The organism is Alkalihalobacterium elongatum (assembly GCF_019024285.1).
Taxonomy (GTDB): domain Bacteria; phylum Bacillota; class Bacilli; order Bacillales; family Bacillaceae_F; genus Alkalihalobacterium; species Alkalihalobacterium elongatum.
In genome coordinates this window covers 50,777-69,331 of the sequence record NZ_WMKZ01000006.1, presented here as the reverse complement: position 1 = coordinate 69,331, position 18,555 = coordinate 50,777, and the positions used below count along the sequence as shown (strand labels likewise).

At 36.5% G+C, this 18,555-nt stretch carries 19 protein-coding genes; 11 read left to right on the top strand and 8 right to left on the bottom strand.

Annotated features, from left to right (window positions below; genetic code table 11):
* Positions 1-33: 33 nt before the first annotated feature.
* On the bottom strand, positions 34-2,604 hold the full coding sequence (locus tag GKP30_RS09550) for a transglycosylase domain-containing protein (RefSeq protein ID WP_216829205.1): 2,571 nt from the start codon (positions 2,602-2,604) through the stop codon (positions 34-36).
* Positions 2,605-2,696: 92 nt separating this feature from the next.
* Complete coding sequence (gene recU, locus GKP30_RS09545) at positions 2,697-3,293, bottom strand: Holliday junction resolvase RecU (RefSeq protein WP_216829204.1); 597 nt, start codon at positions 3,291-3,293, stop codon at positions 2,697-2,699.
* A 131-nt stretch (positions 3,294-3,424) separates the two neighbouring features.
* On the opposite strand from recU, the gene GKP30_RS09540 reads away from it, so the two are divergent.
* On the top strand, positions 3,425-4,390 hold the full coding sequence (locus GKP30_RS09540; protein ID WP_216829203.1) for a DUF2515 family protein: 966 nt from the start codon (positions 3,425-3,427) through the stop codon (positions 4,388-4,390).
* Positions 4,391-4,498: 108 nt separating this feature from the next.
* Here GKP30_RS09540 and GKP30_RS23760 read toward each other — a convergent pair whose 3' ends face one another.
* A complete protein-coding gene (locus tag GKP30_RS23760) occupies positions 4,499-4,624 on the bottom strand; it encodes a hypothetical protein (RefSeq protein WP_268884681.1) in 126 nt (41 codons plus the stop codon).
* 198 nt (positions 4,625-4,822) lie between these two features.
* Between GKP30_RS23760 and racA the strand changes: the two genes are divergently transcribed.
* From racA to GKP30_RS09525, 3 genes are read left to right on the top strand one after another with little or no spacing between them, the layout of a single operon-like run.
* Positions 4,823-5,338 carry a chromosome-anchoring protein RacA gene (gene racA, locus GKP30_RS09535; RefSeq protein ID WP_216829202.1) on the top strand — a complete coding sequence of 172 codons (516 nt, stop codon included), beginning with the start codon at positions 4,823-4,825 and terminating at the stop codon, positions 5,336-5,338.
* Between the two features lie 37 nt (positions 5,339-5,375).
* The gene (locus GKP30_RS09530; RefSeq protein WP_216829201.1) at positions 5,376-5,756 is read left to right on the top strand and encodes a YppE family protein; all 381 of its coding nucleotides are present in this window, start codon (positions 5,376-5,378) and stop codon (positions 5,754-5,756) included.
* A 58-nt stretch (positions 5,757-5,814) separates the two neighbouring features.
* Positions 5,815-6,651 (top strand): sulfurtransferase, encoded by an 837-nt coding sequence (locus GKP30_RS09525; protein ID WP_216829200.1) that lies wholly within the window; start codon positions 5,815-5,817, stop codon positions 6,649-6,651.
* A 71-nt stretch (positions 6,652-6,722) separates the two neighbouring features.
* On the opposite strand, the gene GKP30_RS09520 is transcribed toward GKP30_RS09525, so the two are convergent.
* Entirely contained in the window at positions 6,723-7,325 is a 603-nt protein-coding gene (locus GKP30_RS09520; protein WP_216829199.1) for a trimeric intracellular cation channel family protein, read from the bottom strand.
* A gap of 90 nt (positions 7,326-7,415) precedes the next feature.
* Positions 7,416-7,616 (bottom strand): hypothetical protein, encoded by a 201-nt coding sequence (locus GKP30_RS09515; protein ID WP_216829198.1) that lies wholly within the window; start codon positions 7,614-7,616, stop codon positions 7,416-7,418.
* A gap of 323 nt (positions 7,617-7,939) precedes the next feature.
* Here GKP30_RS09515 and ilvA point away from each other — a divergent pair, with 323 nt between their 5' ends.
* The gene (gene ilvA / locus GKP30_RS09510) at positions 7,940-9,187 is read left to right on the top strand and encodes a threonine ammonia-lyase IlvA (RefSeq protein ID WP_216829197.1); all 1,248 of its coding nucleotides are present in this window, start codon (positions 7,940-7,942) and stop codon (positions 9,185-9,187) included.
* A 102-nt stretch (positions 9,188-9,289) separates the two neighbouring features.
* Here ilvA and hcp read toward each other — a convergent pair whose 3' ends face one another.
* A complete protein-coding gene (hcp, locus tag GKP30_RS09505) occupies positions 9,290-10,582 on the bottom strand; it encodes a hydroxylamine reductase (RefSeq protein ID WP_216829196.1) in 1,293 nt (430 codons plus the stop codon).
* Positions 10,583-10,812: 230 nt separating this feature from the next.
* On the opposite strand from hcp, the gene GKP30_RS09500 reads away from it, so the two are divergent.
* The gene (locus tag GKP30_RS09500; protein WP_216829195.1) at positions 10,813-11,451 is read left to right on the top strand and encodes a YitT family protein; all 639 of its coding nucleotides are present in this window, start codon (positions 10,813-10,815) and stop codon (positions 11,449-11,451) included.
* A 67-nt stretch (positions 11,452-11,518) separates the two neighbouring features.
* Here the strand turns inward: GKP30_RS09500 and GKP30_RS09495 are convergent, their stop codons facing one another.
* Positions 11,519-12,778 carry a C40 family peptidase gene (locus GKP30_RS09495; protein WP_216829194.1) on the bottom strand — a complete coding sequence of 420 codons (1,260 nt, stop codon included), beginning with the start codon at positions 12,776-12,778 and terminating at the stop codon, positions 11,519-11,521.
* A gap of 272 nt (positions 12,779-13,050) precedes the next feature.
* Between GKP30_RS09495 and rnz the strand changes: the two genes are divergently transcribed.
* Positions 13,051-13,977 carry a ribonuclease Z gene (gene rnz, locus GKP30_RS09490; protein WP_216829193.1) on the top strand — a complete coding sequence of 309 codons (927 nt, stop codon included), beginning with the start codon at positions 13,051-13,053 and terminating at the stop codon, positions 13,975-13,977.
* A gap of 203 nt (positions 13,978-14,180) precedes the next feature.
* Positions 14,181-14,450, top strand: a complete 270-nt coding sequence (locus tag GKP30_RS09485) for a DUF2524 family protein (protein WP_216829192.1) — start codon at positions 14,181-14,183, stop codon at positions 14,448-14,450.
* A gap of 148 nt (positions 14,451-14,598) precedes the next feature.
* On the opposite strand, the gene GKP30_RS09480 is transcribed toward GKP30_RS09485, so the two are convergent.
* Entirely contained in the window at positions 14,599-14,685 is an 87-nt protein-coding gene (locus GKP30_RS09480) for a YjcZ family sporulation protein (RefSeq protein WP_216829289.1), read from the bottom strand.
* A 398-nt stretch (positions 14,686-15,083) separates the two neighbouring features.
* Between GKP30_RS09480 and GKP30_RS09475 the strand changes: the two genes are divergently transcribed.
* The 3 genes from GKP30_RS09475 to GKP30_RS09465 all read left to right on the top strand — a co-directional run bounded on the left by GKP30_RS09475 (position 15,084) and on the right by GKP30_RS09465 (position 18,522).
* Positions 15,084-16,268, top strand: coding sequence for a pyridoxal-phosphate-dependent aminotransferase family protein (locus GKP30_RS09475; protein WP_216829191.1), 1,185 nt, complete (start codon positions 15,084-15,086; stop codon positions 16,266-16,268).
* 75 nt (positions 16,269-16,343) lie between these two features.
* Entirely contained in the window at positions 16,344-18,197 is a 1,854-nt protein-coding gene (locus tag GKP30_RS09470) for an SLC13 family permease (RefSeq protein WP_216829190.1), read from the top strand.
* A gap of 13 nt (positions 18,198-18,210) precedes the next feature.
* Positions 18,211-18,522 (top strand): thioredoxin family protein, encoded by a 312-nt coding sequence (locus tag GKP30_RS09465; protein ID WP_216829189.1) that lies wholly within the window; start codon positions 18,211-18,213, stop codon positions 18,520-18,522.
* The last annotated feature ends 33 nt before the right edge of the window (positions 18,523-18,555 follow it).

Genomic DNA, 18,555 nt, shown 5'->3' with positions numbered 1-18,555 from the left:
AGGCTGAACAATTTGTTCAGCCTCTATTTCATATTAGTCGTCTTCCTCGTTTTCCTCATCTTCTCTTGGAGTAGTAGATGCGCTTGTAGCAGTATCTTCTTCTTCCTCTTCGTCATCGACTGGATCTGGTTCTGGAATTAGATCAATTGGCAATTCCTCATCCTCATCTACTGGCGGTTCGACTGGTTCTTGAGGTTCTTCGGGTTCTTCCTCTATCGGTTCTTCTATTTCAACTTCTGGAATTCTCACTTCCGTTTGAGCTGGGTCACTTTTTATACTAGGATCTTCATCAGCAACGGCAATGACTTGGAAACGATAGGTTGAACCAGGAGTTGGGCTGGTAATGAAATGCTGCATTTCTTTTGTTGTCATAATAAGTTCAAAACCACCACCATCAACGCTTTGCATAATGTTAAATTTAACAGCATCTCTCTGATTATTAGGGTAGCCCCAAGTTAGGATGATTTGATCAGAGTCTTGTTGATAACCAGCTTTCAAGTCTGTTGGCTTTGGTATGCTTTGAAAAGCTTCTGACATTCTAGTTGGTTCGGTACCTTTCACAAAGTATTCATAGATGATTTCACTTTGTGGTGTAAATGGACTTGGTAATAAGCCCGTTCTACGCTCGACACCCACTTTAACAACTGAGTCTGGTTGATTGAAATCTGGAGTTTCAATATTTTTTGACACTTCCTCCATAATGGCTTTGAAGATTTGCTGAGCAAGTCTTCGATCATTATTAATGAGATAATTGCCTTCAGCTTTTCGGTCATAACCTGTCCAAACAGCTGCGGTATAACGTGTGGTATAACCAGCAAACCAAACATCTGGTACTCCGCCATCTGGTATTTTCAACCGTTCTTTATCTTTTTGATCAAAGTTAGTTGTTCCCGTTTTACCTGCTAAAGGTAAATTGGGAATATTTGCATGGGTTCCTGTACCATTTGTGACTACCGATTTTAACATGTCACTAATCATGAACGCTGTATAGTCACTCATCGCTATGACAGGTTCAGGTGACATATTAATTACTTTTCCGTCTGGGAATTCAATTTTTCGAACAGTGTGAGGTTCAATATAAACCCCTTCATTTCCAAAAGCAGCATAGGAGCCTGCTAAATCAAAAGTTGATATACCTGTAGTAAATCCACCAATTCCATATGGTTCATAGATTTGGTTGTCTTCAAAAGGAATACCAAGTGTTGCTGCAAAATCTCGAGCATTTTCTAAACCTACTTCTTGTAGTGCTTTAATGGCTGGAATATTTAAAGAGTCAGCTAATGCTTTTCTCATCGTCACTGGGCCAGCAAAATTACGGTTATGGTTTCGTATAGGTGTACCATCAGAGTAATTATGAGGTTCATCAACGATAATCCTTCCAGTAGACCACTTTAAATGCTCGATGACTGGGCCGTAATCTAAAACTGGTTTAATAGTTGACCCAGGTTGTTTCTTTGCGGTTGCATAACTAAAGCCTCTTTGTACTTCACTTGGTTTGCGACCGTTTCCGATCGCTTTTATTTGGCCAGTTGCTGTATCAAGAAGAGTTACACCTGCTTGAAAATCTTCGTTATCAGGATACGTGTTTATGAACTCGTCAGTTTGTAATACTTTTTCCACATGTGTTTGAGCATCTGGATCAAGCGTAGTATAAATCTTTAATCCTGCCGTAAAAATATCACTTGTTGTAATACCTTCAATAGTTTCTACTTCATTTAATACTTGATCAATAAACGCTTGGTAAGCACTTTCTTCACGTTTCGCTGGGTTTAGTTGATCGACAACAGGCACAGCTCTTGCTTTTTCCGCTTGTTCACTCGTGATTTTCCCATGTCTCTCCATAAGAGCGATAACCGTATTTCTTCGTTTTTCAGCCGCTTCTGGATTGTTTAACGGGTTAAAGTGGTTTGGTCGTTGTGGAAGTCCAGCTAGCAAAGCTGCATCTTCAATTGTTAAATCTTCTAAATTATCTTTGCTGAAATAGGTAATAGCGGCTTGTTGGACGCCATATGCTCCACCTCCAAAGTAAATAGCGTTTAAATACATTTCTAAAATTTGATTTTTAGAGTACTGTTGTTCTAACCGAATGGCTAAATATTGCTCTTGAACTTTACGGGTTATATTTTTATCAGGAGATAAAAATAAGTTTTTTACAACCTGTTGTGTAATGGTACTCGCACCTTCTGCCCCGAAGCCACCTGTAATATTAGCTGCCACTGCTCCAAACATACGGCGGATATCTACTCCAAAATGTTCACGGAAACGAACATCTTCTACTGCGATAAAAGCGTCTTCGACGAGCTCTGGAATATCGTTAATATTAACGTAAATTCGATTTTCGGTTGCTGCTAGTAAAGTAACCGATTCATCGCTTTGGTCGAGAATTTCAGTTGACTGGGCAAGCATCAATCTTTCTTCATCTAGTGGAGGTGCCGAAGCGATCATTGAAAATACAGTAATCCCACCAGCTATTGCCAATACTGTGAAGAAAACAATCATTGCTATTAAAAGCTTTTTCAACAAACCTTTTTTATCTTTTGGCTTGGCCTTTGAACGTTCTTTAGCACGGCGACGGCCAGTTCGTGTGTTTATATTATCACTCATGTTTGTTCTTCCTTTCTATCACTACGAAAGATAGTTTATCTACATTTATTGTATCTCTATCTATAAACGTTTTTTGTGACTGTTTGGTTACATTATTTTTCGAAATAAAGTTTGTCCACCACTTTTAGATAATCAATTCTGGGGTGATATGCTTGTTCAATTAAATAGCCGAGTTCAGCGATTTCTTCTTTTCGAATTGATTTTCTGTGATCTTTTTGATTTTCATAAAATTCAATTAAATGTTCAGCGTTTAGATAGTATATTTCATCAAGTACAGTAAATCTTAAGATGATAAAACAGATTCCTTTTTGGTCGAGTACTTGTTTCATGTGTTCAATTTGATGCAGATGGAAGTTTTGCAAAGGAAAGGATGTCTTATTTTTTGTTTCCTTTGCCTCAAAATCAATATGTCGGCCACGATAAACACCATTATAATCTGTAGTTGATGCTTGTTTGAAGTAAGCTTCTTTAATAACAGCAGCACTTCGCTTTGGGTAATCAACTTGTACGATCTGAAGTGGTGTCGGTTTTTTATGAATAACAGCAATTCCGCGACTTAGATAATAAGCATTTGTATCATTTAGATCTTCTTCAAGCGTCATACCACGGTTACCAAAAGTTTGATTCTTAGGTTTTGAACGGTTAACGGTTTCAGAATATTTTTTACCATTTGGATAACGAATAGCCAATTAAATCAGCAACCTTTCGTTCAATGAGTATGTCTTTTCCACAGAAAGTCTTAGAAAAGTCTTAAAAAATCTCATCAAATAATCATAACATAAAACGAAAAAACAGAGAAGGTAAAAAAAGGGTGAATAGCATGCTTCAAAGAGAAAAGGGAATTGTTAAGTTGATTCATTATAAAACCAATAAGGGTAACCTAGATAATATAAGTCGTACTAAAGCATATTTAAATTATTATAAAAGAAACCGAGACATTTGGTGGGCCTTGCTAGCTAGTATGGTTTCCCGAAATGCGGGTTGGAATATGACAGACTTAAAGAGTAACTGGTATAAAAGCATGCTCACTTCCCAATATAGTTACACATTATTCTTAACATTTGAACGAGCCAATTGGCTTATTTTTTCAGATGCCTATCCTCAACTCCTTGTTTATGAGGCTTCAAATAACAACCAAAAACCACTATTCCATTTACTAGATTATTTTGGAGTCAGTAAATTCATGATTAAAGAATGGAATTATTTTTGGGAAAATCGAGATTTGGAAAGGCTTTGCACTGCACTAATAATAAACGAACAGCACTTTATACAAAAACCAGTTTTAGAGCATCCTTTTTACTCCAGTCATGTTTTTAAAACGTTACCGTACTTTTTTGTAGAACATTTACATTTTAACACCGTTCTTTTTCCAACATTAGAAGGGGATTTGTATGGTTTTAGTGTTGATCATTTTCACAAAGTTGAACGGAGGATAGAGTTAGGGAAGAATTTAGCATGGCTACTTTTTAAATCAGAACAAAGCGCCTTTATCCATCCATTTGCTTTGCAAGTTGAGCCTACGGGTTCGAGAAGGGATTATGAAAAATACTTGAATTGGGGAACTTCAAAACATACGCCTATACTTCGTGCTGTTTATACACCAATCCATCATCAAAGATATGATAATGGGGACTGGTCTTTAGCAGCCCCGCATGTTCAGCGCTTTCTTGGGAAGTGGGTGAGGCCAAAGAGAGAGTACGTTCTAACAGAATGGTATCAGCATAAAATGGCTGAACTGTACATCGGCATGAAAATCGAAAAGACCTTATTAAAAGCCATACGGTGAATGGGAAGTGTAACAACCACTCCTTAATGAAGTACATTAATGTTGTTGGCTAATTCAAAAAAAGTTATGTGAAAACTTTTCATTATAAAAAGGCTGACACTGTCAGCCTTATTCTGCTGGGCGATTAGGCCCTGTAAGCTTTTTATCTCCATAGCCGGGAGCATTTTGGTTTTGTTGACTATCAGGTTGTGCTGCTTGTTGTTTTTTCATCGAGCGCTTGTTATTTTTCGCCATTTTGAACCCTCCACGTTTTTTGTCTTTAGTAGTATTCGTTGAAGCAACAAAACAATACATAAGAAAATTTTAGTACGGCTTTTTTTGGAAGATCACCACTTTCTTTGGCGAATAAAAACTAGTTTTGTCAACGTCGAAGGGAAAGTGTACGGATAGTCCGAATAGTTAATTTAACAAAAAGTGATGGAGGGATTTCTAATGGAAAATGCTTTAAAAACTAAAGAAGTTTCTGATCTATTGGGGGTAAATCCAACGACGGTTCAAAGGTGGGTAAAGTACTTTAACATTCATTGTCAAATGAACGAACATGGACATTATCTATTCCAAACACCACAGGTTGAAACTTTACGAGAAATTAAAGGACAACTTAGTGAAGGTAAGAAAATGAAGGATGTAATGGTGTCAAATAACAGCGTCATTTCAAATAGTGAAACACAGGAAGATATGATGCCAACATTCAAATACGAGCAGAAGTTAGAAATGATGATGGCAAGAATTGAAGAATTAGAAGAAAAGTTAGCATCTAAAGCAGATGATGTTGTAACTTATCAATTACTTAATCATCGAAAAGAAATTGAAGCAATGAGCAAAAGCCTTCTTTCCATTGAAGAAAGGTTAGATCAAATGGATGAAATCATTAAACAAAATATCAAGATGCCTTTAGAGGAAATGCCGCAAAAAAGGCGTTCTTTAATGCAACTTTTTTCATTTTAGAAAATTTTTGTTATTATGGGTCATGAGGTGATTTTTCATGACACAAGAAGAACAATTAAAACTGTTAGAACTTACAAATAAACTACGGGAATATAATAAAGCATCATATCAACAATATATTAATCATACGGTCAAAGAAGGCTTTACTGCTGATTTTTATACAGAGGTAAAGCCTTTTGCTGATCGTATTTTTATAACAGCTAATGAATGGAAAGAGTTGGCAGAACAGTGGGTAAAGGTGTACAGACCCAAGTACATATATACAATGCAGCTGACAAATGCTTATGATCAATTGTTGGAAACGTCTGTAGCAGCCTTTCAGAAAGACACTAAATCGAAACGCTTTAAAGATACAATTAAATCAATAGATTACATCTTAGACACCATCATTATTCAAATTAAACAACCTACCGAGTAGAAAGTATGTTAATATAAAGAAAATTCTAATAACATTTTCTTTTGAATGGAGTGGTTGGATGAAAAATGTTGTAGAAATGGAATGGCTCCTAAATCATTTAGAAGACCCAAATGTCCAGATTATCGACTGTCGGTTTCAATTGGGCGCACCACAGCAAGGATTTAATAATTACCTAGAAGACCATATACCTGGAGCTTTTTATTTTGACTTAGAAAAGGATTTATCAGGAGAAGTAAAAAAGCATGGAGGAAGACATCCATTCCCAAAAGTAGCTGAATTAGTAGCAAAATTCTCTACGGCTGGTATTGATGAAAAAGTAACTGTTGTTGCTTATGATGATCAAGGTGGACCGTTTGCTTCAAGATTTTGGTGGCTGTTAAATTATTTAGGGCATTCTAACGTTTATGTACTGAACGGGTCTTACAGCCAGTGGAAAGAAAAAGGGTATGCTGTAACAGATAAATTGCCTCAAGTAACTCCACGGAATTTTTTATTGAACGTTAAAGCTCATTTATTAATTGATCGTAACGAATTGATAAAGAAAGTAAAGTCAGGAAATGAAGATTACATACTACTCGATTCAAGAGAAGAGAAAAGATATCTTGGACTAGAGGAACCAATTGATAAAATTGCTGGACATATTCCAACAGCACGGCATTTATTCTGGAAAGATTCATTGAATTCAAATAATCAATGGAAAACCGTTGAGGAGCAAAGGAGCCGTTTTGGCAAATTGGATAAAGCTAAGGAAGTGATTGTTTATTGCGGTTCAGGTGTAACAGCTTGTCCTAACGTATTGACGTTAAAAGAAGCGGAATTCCCGAATGTACGTCTTTACTTAGGTAGTTGGAGTGACTGGATTACTTACGAGGATTGTCCAATAGAAAAAGGATAATAACTTTTATAAGAATAAGAATAAGTGACTCTGGTTATGTATTTACTACAAGCTAACCAGAGTCACCTGTATTATTTATTCAATTTGCGATGTGGAAGCTTCCATTGATAAGAAACAGATAACATCCTTAAAGTAACTATGAGTATAAAGAGTATAATCATTCCTGCAGTTCCGGAAACGATGTTGAGACCTATTCCTAAACCAGCTAACATCGTCCATGCTATGTATATTTCTTTTTGGAGAAAAAGTGGCTTCCGTCCAGCTAATACATCTCGAATCATTCCCCCGCCAGTACCCGTTAATGCTGCAGCAACGATGACTGCACTTAAAGGGTGTCCCATACTTGAAGCGTACATCGCTCCTTGAATAGCAAAAGCCGCGAGTCCTAATGCATCAAAAAAAATGCCCCATTTTATCCAGTGGTTTATCCAAAGTGAGGGAATAAAGAACGCGATCGTCATGACGATAATGGCAATAGTAAATAGGTTACCTTGATCCCATAATGCAGAAACAGGAACACCAATTAACAAGTTACGAATAGCACCGCCACCAAAAGCAGTAACCAATCCTAAAATATAAACCCCCATTAAGTCATAGTCTTCTTCCATTGCAACAATAACTCCACTTAAGGCAAATGCAATGGTCCCAATTATGTTTAAAATGTCCCAAGCCATTTAATTGCCTCCTTCGTGTTGCAGGTGACCGATAAAAAACGAACGCGAAAGGTCGCGCTCGTCTTAGTGTCCTTTATGTAAGGAAGAAAATTAATTGTGATCTGTAAGGTTAAGAAAAATCATATAAACCAATGTAACAAAAGAAAGAATTGCTAATGAAGTCAGGATTAAACCAGATGGTTCAGCAGCACCTTCAGCAGCCTCTCCTCCTCCTGCAGCTAATACAGAAGAAACTGGTATAAGCAGTACAGTAAATAAGAACGCTGTAAGCATAGTTAACTTTTTGATCATTTTCGTTCCACCCCTTTTTAAACATAATTATGACAGAACAACGCTGTCATTACAAATGATACCAACATTTACATTATAGTTTTCTACAAAGGGATTCGCAATATAAATTGCCTTGAAAAGATTTTTCAAAGTGGTGAACTTATGATAAGATGTTAAAGGATATTTGTTCGGCCAAGAGGCTGTCTAAAGAGTGTCTAAACCTCGTACTAACAATCATTTAGTTTGCTCAGTACCTATAGGTATTTTATCTATAATGAAGGGCTAGACAATAGATTATGTAGACAACCTAATAATATTTCTAACTGCAGAAAGGGATACACACGATGGGGAAAATTAATATAGAAGATATTATTATTGCTAATCAAACTTTAAAGGATGTAGTATTTCACACGCCTTTACAGAAGGACCAAGTTTTATCTGAAAGATATCAATGTAATGTTTATTTAAAAAGAGAGGACTTACAAGTTGTCCGCTCGTTTAAAATAAGAGGGGCCTATTATCAAATTCAAAGCCATCCGAAAGAAGAGCTTGAAAATGGTGTTGTATGTGCAAGTGCAGGAAATCATGCGCAAGGTGTAGCCTACTCATGTCGAACGTTAAAAATTAAAGGGAAAATTTTTATGCCCTCTACTACACCCCGCCAAAAAGTTGATCAAGTAAAGTTCTTTGGGAAAGAGTATGTCGAAGTAATGTTGACCGGAGATACCTTTGATGACTCTTTTAATGAAGCGATGAAATATAGTACCGAACATAAAATGGCATTTATTCACCCCTTTGATCAGGAAAAAATTATAGCTGGGCAAGGAACTGTCGGTATGGAGATTATGAATGATATCGAGGAGAAGATAGATTACTTATTTAGTTCAATTGGAGGGGGCGGGTTAATATCTGGTGTAGGAACGTACATTAAGAGTATTAGTCCTAAGACGAAAATTATTGGGGCAGAGCCTGCAGGAGCACCAGGTATGAAAAACTCAATTGATGCTGGTCAAGTCGTAGAGCTTGAAAAAATCGACAAATTCGTAGACGGAGCAGCTGTTAAAAAAGTAGGGCAGCTTCCATTTGAAATTTGCCAGCATGTATTAGATGATATTGTTTTAGTTCCAGAAGGAAAAATCTGTACAACGATCCTAGAGCTTTACAACCAAAACGCAATTGTAGCTGAACCAGCAGGGGCAATGCCGATTTCAGCACTTGATTTTTATAAAGATGAAATAAAAGGAAAAACGGTCGTATGTATAGTGAGTGGCGGAAACAACGATATCGGTAGAATGCAGGAAATGAGGGAACGTTCATTGATTTATGAAGGTTTACAACATTACTTTATCATTCAGTTCCCGCAACGAGCTGGTGCTCTTCGTGAATTTATTGAAGACGTTTTGGGACCAGATGATGATATTACAAGGTTTGAGTATACGAAGAAAAATAATAAAGCAAATGGTCCTGCTTTAGTCGGGATTGAATTAAAAAGGGATGAAGATTATCACTTATTTATCGATCGACTAAATAAAAAAGGCTTTGATTACGATGAAATTAATAAAAATGAAAGCTTGTTTAATTTACTTATATAATTGATAAGTAAAATCTAAAGCTGTCTACTACAAACAACGAAAAAAACTTTTCAAAAAAAAGAAAGGTGCCAGGCACCTTTCTTTTTTTTGACTAATCCGCAATTAATTGAGGGCTAGCATGCTTTCCATATCATCTTTTGCGTTAGTGATGAGTTGTAGGTTGAATGCTTCTTGGAGTACGTTTAACACACCTGGTGTAATAAATTCTGGTGGCTTGGGACCGATACGAATGTCTTTAATGCCTAGACTAAAGAGACCTAGTAGGATAGCGACAGCTTTTTGTTCAAACCATGATAGTACGATGCTTACAGGTAATTCATTAACCTCACAGCCAAACGCATCTGCTAGAGCCATCGCAATTTTAACAGTAGAAACAGAGTTATTGCACTGACCTAAGTCGACAAATCTAGGGATACTAGTACCTGGTATTGTTCCGTATTCAACATCATTAAAGCGGAATTTTCCACAGGACGTCGTTAATATAACTGTATCGTTTGGAAGCGAGGTAGCTAGTTCCCGATAATAATTACCGCCAGGACCAGGTGCATCACACCCAGCGATTACGAAGAAGCGTTTTATTTGTCCAGCTTTAACGGCATCTATTATCTCAGGTGCCAACCCGATAACTGTTTCATGGTGAAACCCAGTTGTTAATGTGTCTTCACTGTCTACATTTGCACTAGGTAGTTCCAATGCTTTTTCAATTAAGTCAGAGAAGTCGTCATTCTCAATTTTATGAACACCTTCTAACCCAGCAATATCATATGAATAAAAACGGTCCGAATAACTACCCTTTATCGGCATTACACAGTTTGTAGTTGCGAGGATAGCGCCTGGAAATTTCTCGAATAATCGGCGTTGATCAAACCAAGCTTTACCGATGTTACCTTTTAAATGAGAGTATTTCTTAAGCTCTGGATAACCGTGTGCTGGTAACATTTCAGAGTGAGTGTATATGTTTATCCCTTTACCTTCAGACTGTTTTAAAAGCTCTTCAAGGGCGAGAAGGTTGTGGCCTGTAACAATAATGGCTTTTCCTTCAATTTTGTTTTGACTGACAGTAATGGGCTGTGGAATTCCTAGGCGATCTGTGTGTGCTCGGTCTAAAAGCTCCATGATCCTCACAGCAGCATTCCCAACTTTTAATGCCATCTCAATATGCTCCTGCATATTAAAGTTTGAGTTCGTTAGTGTCATATAAAGTGCTTCATGTGTTACTTTATCAACCTCTGGATCTGAATATCCCAATTGTCTTGCATGAGTTGCATAAGCAGCAATCCCTTTTAAAGCAAAAACAATAGTATCTTGTAAGCTAGCAATATCTTCATTTTTTCCACAAACGCCAACGATCTTACAGCCGCCAGTAGGTGTTTGTTCACATTGGTGACAAAACATTAAGATCCCTCCATATATAAACGTGTATTTTAAATACATATTAAATGACTGGGTAAAAACATACTGTGATAAAAATCACACTCCTTTCAAATTTCACAATTTTGTCAAGTAAATGTAATTAATTAGAAAATTTATAGTTTTCTAACTTATAAATATTCATCTATATGCATTGAAAAGTTTAGTAGATTTGCGTATTGTTAATATTAGATACATAGAAGGAGAGAATAACATTGAACCATTTAATAACACGTTGGTTATTTATTATAATAGGGTTGTTTGTAACTTCTTTAGGGCTAAGAATATTAGCCATCCATCATTTTACTTTTGGTGGTACCGCAGGAGTTGCAACAATCTTAGACTTTATGACGAATTGGTCATGGGGAATTTTATTTTTCCTAGTAAACTTACCGTTTTTTATTATTTCCATTCAAAAACTTGGCATGAGGTTTACGATCTCAAGTTTAATTTCCATTACTGCAATTTCATTCATTAGTGAATGGTTCCAAATTTTCCAAGTCACACCTTTTCCAGATTGGTTTGCAACCATTGTAGCTGGAGTATTCATTGGAATTGGAGTAACACTGGTGTTAAATAATGGATCTTCCCTTGGAGGAATACACATTCTCGCTTTATATCTAGATCAGAAGTTCGAGATTAATCGTGGTTATACCATTTTTGCTAGTGATTTCCTTATCATTTTTCTAGCAGGGATCTTAGTTGGCTGGTCCAATGCATTACTTTCAGTAGGTGCAATATTTATTGCAAGCTCTATTATTGGACGTTACAAAAAGAGTCCAATTAATGCAAAGCAAGTTCAGGAAGAGGAGTCCCAGTTTTCAACTAATATTTCATCACAAGTACATGAATGAAATGATTAAAAAGCGGAAGTGACTTCATTGTCGAACTTCCGCTCTTCTATGTTTAGGGCTCCTGCTTTTAGTTGAGTGTTCGTGCACCTAGGTAACGGGAATCCCAGTAAGATCCGTCTATACTACTTATTGTTACCCCAGACGAAGAACTTGCGTGAACAAATTGTTGGCTACCAAGATAGATTCCAACATGTGAAGGACCAGACTTATAAGTTGTAAAAAAGACAAGATCACCTGGTTGTGGGTTTGAAGTTGAAGAACTAGCACCCCAAATGGCAGAAGTAGTTCGAGGGATAGATTTACCGTGTTGTTTATATACATATTGTAAATAGCCACTACAATCAAAACCAGACCTTGAAGTTCCCCCCCACTTGTAAGGTGTTCCTATTAAGGACTTAGCTGTAGAAATAACAGAAGAATTAGCTGTTGCTACTTTTGATTCTTCAACTTCATTTAATTCTGTATGTGAGGTGTCGGTCTCATTGTCTACGTCAACATTTGTAGTACTTTCATTAGAACTTACAGTACTTTCAACTTGTATTGTATTATTTTCTAAAGTTATAACATTTGGTTCGCTTTCACTAGGTTGTGTTGGGCTCTGTTGCAATGTCCTTTTATATGCGAGATAAGTTTTTTTCTCCTTCTCAGCATTTATATGCTTTATCGTTTCTGGTCCAGCTATACCGTCAGCAGTTAGTTGATGAGCTTTTTGATAGTGTGTAATTGCCAATTTTGTCTTAGGTCCGTAAATCCCATCAATGTGTTCATGATAACCTAATTTTGAGAGCTTTTCTTGAATAAGTATGACTGCTTTACCTTTATCCCCCATTTTTAGTGTGAGGTCTGAAGAAAGTTCAGATATTTTGGTTAATGTTTTCGAAGGTTCTGCCGAAAGAAGTACTGATGTAACATCGTTGGCACCTTCAATATATGTATCCGAGTTACTCATGTTCTTATAATTAATAGTGTTGTAAACGTCTGTATTGTCATGGTATAGATGATTTAATGTTTTCTTCCCCGCAATTCCATCAGCCTTTAATGAATGAGATCTTTGGTAGTTCCTCACCGCTTGTTTTGTAAGTATCCCATATAACCCATCAACTTTTCCAGTATAGTAGTTAAAGGTAGATAAGAAAACCTGTAGTTGTACAACAGATTCATCCTCTTGACCAAAAAGTAATGTTGGGAAGTTCTGGGAAACTTTTTCTTGGGCAATTAAATTCGGTTCAGCTGAAAAAGTTTTTTCATTAACACCTAAATTCATTACTGAACTTAAAATGACTGAAGACGCCAAAAGTTTTCCAGTTGCTTGTTGTAAAAAAGCCATCATCTTCCTCCTAAGTTGTTTTTTGTTTGGATATTTGAGTTCCAAAGTTTATCTCAAGTAAACTCTATGAATGATGACAAAAATTCCAAAACTAACTTTACCATTTCCATGTGTGAAGCTTTAAACACGATTGTGAAAATTTCACTTTAATGGCTATTCTATGAGGATTAACTATCGTTAGAACAAGATAAGTTTGTCTTCATACTTTGTTACTAAAACAAATCCTGTGGTAATATTAGTTCCAAATAAACTACCTGTTGGAGGGAAAATAGTTGGAATTTCACTTTTTGGGAACAGGGGCAGGGGTGCCATCGACCAAACGAAATGTTAGTTCACTTGTCATCCGTTTTTTACAGCGTAATGGAATTTTATGGATGGTGGATTGTGGAGAAGGTACACAGCAGCAAATATTACGATCATCGCTTAAATTGAGTAGGCTTGAAAAAATTTTTATTACCCATCTACATGGAGATCATATATTTGGTTTACCTGGACTACTTGGTAGTAGATCCTTCCAAGGTGGAAAAACATCTCTTACTATCTATGGTCCTAAGGGAATAAAAAGGTTTATAGAACAGAGTCTCTCTATTTCAAACACAACCTTGCTTTATCCATTAAACATTCAAGAACTTGAAGAGGGTGTTGTCTTTGAAGAGGAAGACTTTATAGTGCGATGTCTCTACTTAGATCACGTTATGACCACTTTTGGGTTTCGTATAGAAGAAAAGTCCCAAAGTGGAGAATTGTTAGTAGAAAAATTACAGAAAAAAGGAATTACACCTGGACCTATCTATAAAAGAATAAAAGCGAAAGAAAGAGTTCAGTTAAATACTGGAGAATGGATAGATGGTGCTGATTATGTAGGGCCCGACATTAATGGTAGGATTGTTGCGGTATTAGGCGATACAAAGCCCTGTGAAGCTTCTGTAACTCTAGCGTCATCTGCAAATATACTCATTCACGAGGCGACTTTTAGCAAGGAAAACGAGGAAATGGCTCATCAATATGGTCATTCTACTGCGTATGATGCTGCAAAAGTAGCAAGTACTGCGAAAGTAAAAACATTAATATTAAATCATATTAGTGCTAGGTACGAAGGTCAGTCAAATATATTAGAAGAAGAGGCCCGACAAATATTTTCAAACACCTACATTGCGTACGATACGTATATACATACCTTATACCGTTCCAATGAATAGGTACAGTCATCAAATGCACTATACTCGCTAATTACAACACTTATTTTAGCATTCTAAGCCATGTAGTTAATCATAGAAAAAATTAAGAAGCACCCTGAAAGGTACATAGTACCGATAAACTCATTCTTATAAACACGAATAAAACTGGCTAAAAAAAGACAAATTAAGATTATTGACTGTGATTGTAAAGAGGAGGAAATGGTGTGGCAATTCATCAACAAGTGGATTTTTATTTATTAAAAGCAAATGAGGTAATCGAACAAGCTCAAGAACAATTAAATTTAGGCATGCAAGTTCAAGAAGGAGATGACGCTGACTACACTACCGCTCAGCAACAATTAGAAGACATTAATCAAGAGATTGAAGCGATCTCAAGAAGTGCAACTGCAGAACAACGCGAGCAGCTAGGTAGGGCACAGCAACGCATTCGCCAAATGCAAAATCAAATGATTTTACAAAGATCTGACTATTAAATGAGGAAGAGGCTGATGGATATCAGCCTCTTTCTTTTTCTATCACCAATTCATGGATGTTACGTTCTTTCGATTATTATTTAGCTTTAGGTCCTAGCCCCATTAAGACGAGAATGTCAGGGGCTAAATCGAACCTAAGCTTTGCTTATTACCAAGTGTAAGCTGCACCAACGATAATTAACAAGATGAACAATACTACAATTAGAGTGAAACCACCTGCATAAGTGTGTCCCATTCTAAGCACCTCCTTAAATTAATTCATCTTACAGTAATAAGTTATGTTAGTTATCTTTTACATGTGTAGGCGATATCCCAGATTATTTATTTTTTTATTGTGTGTAAAGATATATCGTTGAAATCATTGGCATGCTGTATCGAGCTTTTTGTTCTAGCTGTGTTAAACAATGTTATTGATAATCATTAATCTTAGGGACAAAATCAACATTTAATGTTAATAAAGGTTTTGTATAAAGGTGCTAAGAATAAACAATAGGATAGAAGTCAAAAAACAGTTACATAATGCTAGGTACTGCAATTTGACGTTAAACAGTCAAAATTCACATAAGAAATAAGAGGAGAAATGTTAAAAATATGGTATTGTAATAGTAAATCATGTTTAGGAGTGTGAAACAAATGGTAGCAGAATTATTTCCACCAGAACGAGTATTAATGGGGCCAGGACCAAGTAATGTTCACCCTCACGTTTTACGTGCAATGTCAACTCCATTGCTAGGACATCTAGATCCCGCGTTTTTAACGATAATGAATGAAACGATGGATTTACTTAGAAAAGTTTACCAAACAGATAATAAATTAACGATTGCAATGAGTGGTACTGGTAGTGCTGGTATGGAGACTGTTTTTGTAAATTTAGTCGAGCCAGGCGATAAAGTAATCGTCGGTGTAAATGGTCTGTTTGGGACTCGTATGGTTGATGTTGCCGAGCGTTGCGGTGCAACAGTGGTACAAGTTAAAGCGCCATGGGGAGACATTATTGATCCAGAAAAAATAAAAGAAGCGTTAACTTCTCATCCTGATGCTAAAATCGTCGCTGTCGTTCATGCAGAAACGTCAACAGGCGTTAAACAACCATTAGAGCAAATTAGTAATTATGTACATAATACGGATGCTTTGCTCGTTTGTGATATGGTTACATCGCTTGGCGGCTGTCCAACTGAAATTGATAAATTGAAAATTGATGCAGCTTATAGTGGAACACAAAAATGTTTAAGCGCACCTCCTGGTTTAGCTCCTGTAACGATGAGTAATCGAGCTGTAGAAGTTATGAATAAACGAAAAACAAAAGTTCAAAGTTGGTATTTAGATTTATCTATGATTGTTAGTTATTGGGGGGAAGAGCGCTCTTACCACCATACTGCCCCAATTACGATGGCATACTCTTTGCGTGAATCTTTACGATTAATTGTTAATGAGGGATTAGAAAATGTGTACGCACGTCATGCGTTATATGGAGAAGCTCTTCAACAAGGCCTAGAAGCGATGGGGCTAAAATTATTAGTTGATAAAAAATATCGTCTTCACCAATTAACTTCCGTTTGTATTCCTGAAGGTGTAAATGATGCGAATGTTCGTAAGCGTTTACTAGAAAAATACGATCTTGAAATTGGTGGGGGCCTAGGGGAGTTAAAAGGAAAAGTATGGAGAATAGGATTGATGGGGTACAACGCTAAACAAGCAAATGTAACGCTCATGATCAGTGCCTTAGAAGACATTCTTTTAGAAGAAGGGGCTGAAATTAAAAAAGGAGCAGCCCTATTGAAAGCTAACGAAGTATTAAAAGAAAACGTACTCGTATAAAAATAAACTAAATAAAAAAACTTGAGTCTGACTTAAAGAATGAAGTTAGACTCTATTCTTTTTGAGGTGGCGTCAGTGGAGCCAGAATTAATTCTAACGTTTACGATTTTAGCGCTTACGACTTTGTTTTTTATGATTGGAAATATTCGTACAGACTTAGTCGCACTATTATCTTTGTTAACACTCGTTTTAACAGGTATCATTTCTACACAGGATGCCTTAAATGGTTTTTCTAACTCAGTTGTAATTATGATCGCTGGCCTTTTTATTGTCGGAGGAGGAATTTTCCGAACAGGTCTTGCTAGTCAAGCTGGACACCTTTTAATGAGAGCTTCTGGAAACAGTGAACTACGGTTGCTTATCCTACTGATGGTTATTGTCGGGGTCTTAAGTGGGTTTATGAGCAACACAGGAACAGTTGCTGTTTTACTACCTGTTGTCGTTAGTTTAGCTATGAGCATGAAAACGAGTCCTGCTAAATTTTTAATTCCGTTAGCTTTTGCGAGTAGCCTTGGAGGAGTTCTAACATTAATTGGTACACCCCCGAATTTAATTGTAAGTCAAATGTTAGCGGACTACGGATATGAACGATTATCTTTTTTTGATTTTACACCATTGGGTTTGGTGGCTTTCGTAACAGGTATTTTCTTTCTTGTGATTTTTGGACCGATCTTATTACCAAAAGAAAATAAAAATGAACGGGAACGGCGGGATGGTACGCTAAGTCCTACGGAGATGGCAAAAAGTTATCAAATCAGTGATAAGCTATATATGGTGAGAGTTCTTCAAGGGTCTCCTATGGCCAATAGAAAGTTAGCTGACATTAAACTACCTGCTAATTATCAACTTTGTGTTTTAAAGATCCAACGTAAATCAAAAGATGGTACAAAAATATTACCTGTTACTTACCATCAAATGGCAGGTCCTAAAAGTATTATCCACGAACAAGATATTTTGTACTTACAAGGAGCTCAAGAAACTATTGAAAAATTATGTACAGATTATGGGTTGAAATTAAGTTCAGGGAACCAGGCTGATGCCGAAAAGCTAGTATCTAGAGAGCTGGGAATAGCTGAGGTGCTCTTGACGCCACATTCTAGATTAATTAATTCAACGATACAAAAACTAGCATTTAGAGAAAAGTACAATTTAAATATTATCGGTATAAACCGAAAAGGGCAGTATGTGTTAGATAATATGTCAAATGTAAAACTACGTTTTGGTGATGCCCTTCTCGTGCAAGGTGCTTGGGCAGATATTGAGTTGTTGGCGAAGGAAACCCAGGATGTAGTTGTGGTTGGACAACCACAGGAGCAGGCGAGTATGGCAGCAGCAAGTGGGAAAGCACCAGTTGCTGGAGCTATCATGCTCTTGATGTTAATCTTAATGACGTTTGAAATTGTACCAGCAGTAACAGCTGTAATCCTTGCTGCTGTTCTAATGGTTATTACTGGTTGTTTACGAAATATGGATGATGCGTATGGAAGAATTAATTGGGAAAGTGTTATATTAATTGCAGCGATGTTACCAATGGCAACAGCGCTTGAAAATACAGGGGGAGTACAGTTTTTAGCAGATGGACTTGTTTCGGTTTTAGGTGGATATGGTCCACTTGCCGTTTTAGCAGGGTTCTATTTAGCTACGATGTTTTTTAGTCAATTTATTTCAAATACAGCAACAGCTGTTTTATTTGCTCCAATTGCAGTAACCGCAGCTGTTAATATGGAAGTTAGTCCTTATCCATTATTATTATCGGTTAGTATTGCTGCCAGCATGGCATTTGCAACGCCTGTTGCTTCACCAACTAATGCTCTGGTTATGACTGCCGGAGGATATAAATTTAGTGATTTTGTAAAAATAGGTGTACCGCTTCAACTGCTTTTATTTATAGTTATGTTGTTTGCTATTCCTTTTTTCTTCCCATTTTGATTGAGGTGGTTTTATGAGAGAAATATCAAGACATCAATTAATTCAAATGTTAGGAAGTCAAGTAGGGGTATCTTTTATATACTTTTATTCTCCTTTTTGTGGTACTTGTAAGCTGGCAACGAAAATGTTAGGTGTGATTTTATCTGACTTATGTCCAACTTTACAAATTAATAAATGTAACATTAATGGAGTTCCTGATGTTGCACAGTCATTAAAAATTAAGAGTGTCCCGCTTTTATTAATCTTGAAACACGGAGAAATTGTAGAAGAAATATACGCCTTTCGTTCTATTGAGCATTTGAATAAAATTCTTGAACAGTATTAAAAGATAGTGTGAAGTATAGTGATTTAATTTGAT

Coding starts and splice junctions, on each gene's coding strand:
- GKP30_RS09550 (WP_216829205.1), bottom strand. CDS start 2,604: ATGAGTGATAATATAAACACACGAACTGGCCGTCGCCGTGCTAAAGAA.
- GKP30_RS09540 (WP_216829203.1), top strand. CDS start 3,425: ATGCTTCAAAGAGAAAAGGGAATTGTTAAGTTGATTCATTATAAAACC.
- GKP30_RS23760 (WP_268884681.1), bottom strand. CDS start 4,624: ATGGCGAAAAATAACAAGCGCTCGATGAAAAAACAACAAGCAGCACAA.
- racA (WP_216829202.1), top strand. CDS start 4,823: ATGGAAAATGCTTTAAAAACTAAAGAAGTTTCTGATCTATTGGGGGTA.
- GKP30_RS09530 (WP_216829201.1), top strand. CDS start 5,376: ATGACACAAGAAGAACAATTAAAACTGTTAGAACTTACAAATAAACTA.
- GKP30_RS09525 (WP_216829200.1), top strand. CDS start 5,815: ATGAAAAATGTTGTAGAAATGGAATGGCTCCTAAATCATTTAGAAGAC.
- GKP30_RS09520 (WP_216829199.1), bottom strand. CDS start 7,325: ATGGCTTGGGACATTTTAAACATAATTGGGACCATTGCATTTGCCTTA.
- GKP30_RS09515 (WP_216829198.1), bottom strand. CDS start 7,616: ATGATCAAAAAGTTAACTATGCTTACAGCGTTCTTATTTACTGTACTG.
- ilvA (WP_216829197.1), top strand. CDS start 7,940: ATGGGGAAAATTAATATAGAAGATATTATTATTGCTAATCAAACTTTA.
- hcp (WP_216829196.1), bottom strand. CDS start 10,582: ATGTTTTGTCACCAATGTGAACAAACACCTACTGGCGGCTGTAAGATC.
- GKP30_RS09495 (WP_216829194.1), bottom strand. CDS start 12,778: ATGGCTTTTTTACAACAAGCAACTGGAAAACTTTTGGCGTCTTCAGTC.
- GKP30_RS09480 (WP_216829289.1), bottom strand. CDS start 14,685: ATGGGACACACTTATGCAGGTGGTTTCACTCTAATTGTAGTATTGTTC.
- GKP30_RS09475 (WP_216829191.1), top strand. CDS start 15,084: ATGGTAGCAGAATTATTTCCACCAGAACGAGTATTAATGGGGCCAGGA.
- GKP30_RS09465 (WP_216829189.1), top strand. CDS start 18,211: ATGAGAGAAATATCAAGACATCAATTAATTCAAATGTTAGGAAGTCAA.